The following is a 1,966-nucleotide window of genomic DNA, read 5'->3' on the forward strand; positions in this document are numbered from 1 at the left end:
ATCTATCAAAGCATTCGGAGCCAACTTCATTTTTATTGTGTGTTTTATCTTCAAATAAGTATTCAGCAACTTGCTCTACTAATTTCTTATCCTTTTGAAATCTTATTGTTTCCATATTGTTGTTTCTGACTGTGTCTGGAACAGGTAGGTTGGTTGGTATAAATTCTTTTTTGTCTTCTGATGGATCTTCATCTATTATTGATGAAACTATTGAGTATACATTGGCCTTACGAGTAAAAGCTATCACTTTATCTCTCTCTTCTTCTCTTTTGTTTTTCCATTTGTTTGTATAGGCTGTAAATTTTTTGGTTGCATCTATCATTTTTCGTCTAATTCTTAAAAATGTATCAGATGAGGCATCTACCCCACGTTTTGTAGTCGTAATGGGTAAAACATTTTTATCATTGCTTTCAAAATTAACAATACCTACTATTGAATTAAATTGATAATGAAATTTTGGAAGCCCGTCACCCCAGCCAGTAAGCCTTGTTCTATCAGCGTATAGCACTATTCTATTATTACACGCAATCGTCCATCCGGCTTCTATTTTATCAGATGATGGAGTGTTGTATGTTTCATCATCCATATTATCATCTTCTGGTTGACCTATAATGCCGCAAACAATAGTTATTTTTAGTCCATTGTTTTCTTCTTGATACACATAAGGTCTAAAATGTTTATTGTTATCATCACCTATTAAAAATTCAATATCTCTACCAACGATATTTTCTCCATTTACGGCAATAATAAATCCTTCTTTTAGAACAAAAGCATAATATATTGATATTTTATCTTTTAATCTAGATATAAAAGAGCTCCCTTCATCAAATAGCTCCGCTATACCTGGATATAAATTTCTTACTTTTATTTCAGTACCATTTTCTAGTAAATTATTTTCGGCCTCTATCATTTCAAGATTCCAATTTGTATCATCTTTTAACCAAGAGTCATTTATTACGACAGAAAAGTCTCGCTCAATATTTTTTGTTGTAATACATATATTAGTTCCCATTTTAAAAACAGATCTTTTCATTCCAATGCCGTACATTCCTATTGTTGGCAAATCATCGTCTTTTGGAGCATTATCGGGCCTGCCCATCCTAAAAGCATACTCCATTGCATCTTTTGTTGGTATACCACCACAATTATCATAAATACAAAAAATATCTTTTTTGAGAGTTAGACTAACTTTATATTTGCGGTAATCACTTGTTACGCCTTTTGTTTGTCTAAGTAATCCGTCAAGAGAGTTATCTATTAAATCAAGTATTGCATCATCTAAGTCTATATCTCTCGTAAGCATACCTACGAAGAAACTCTTCGCGGGAGATCCATTAATAGTATTATTAAACATAAATAGCATCCTGATAAAGAAAATTTTATAAATTATATCATATTATATTTCAAAAAATATAGTGTTTTGCGGTAGAAATCAAAGTAAAAATATAACCTTAGTTCACTTTGATCTGAAAAGTAGCTTTACATACGCTTCGCACGCCTAGGCAGATGCAGGTTATTTTATTCATTTTCGCCTCCATAAATTTTAACGTATCTATTTTGGTTTCTTGTGCCGTAGTCAAGCCTCGCTCAAACAAGCCGTCGCCACATTAGCCGAGCGCGCCGTCCGAACTTTTAATCGCCGATCATAAAATTCTAAATTTTGCCCTAGGCTCGGCGTTAAATTTTAAAATTTAAACCGCCTTTGATCTAGCCCGCGCCTCACGGCTCAAACGCGAGACGGCGATTTTAGATGGCAGAATTTACGAACTTAAAGTCTGCATTTTACGGCTCGAACGAGCAAGCTTTTAGGTTTCCGCCCGCTAAGCCTCTTTTAAACCATTCTTTGCGCTGTGCCGAGGTGCCGTGCGTGAAAGAATCGGGCACGACGCGACCGCTAAATTTACGCTGCAGCGTATCGTCGCCGATCGCGCTGGCGGCATTTAGCGCCTCGTCGATATCGCCCGCC

Annotated in this window: 2 protein-coding genes; both read right to left on the minus strand. The window is 35.7% G+C overall.

The features are described 5' to 3' along the window. The coding region (locus tag Q0614_RS06235) for an ATP-binding protein (protein ID WP_298787328.1) at positions 1 to 1,354 on the minus strand (1,354 nt) is incomplete at its 3' end. A 428-nt stretch (positions 1,355 to 1,782) separates the two neighbouring features. Beyond that, a partial coding sequence (locus tag Q0614_RS06240) for a neutral zinc metallopeptidase (protein ID WP_298787330.1) occupies positions 1,783 to 1,966 on the minus strand: 184 nt, incomplete at its 5' end.

Origin of the sequence: uncultured Campylobacter sp. (genome assembly GCF_937997595.1) — a bacterium.
Taxonomy (GTDB): Bacteria; Campylobacterota; Campylobacteria; order Campylobacterales; family Campylobacteraceae; genus Campylobacter_B.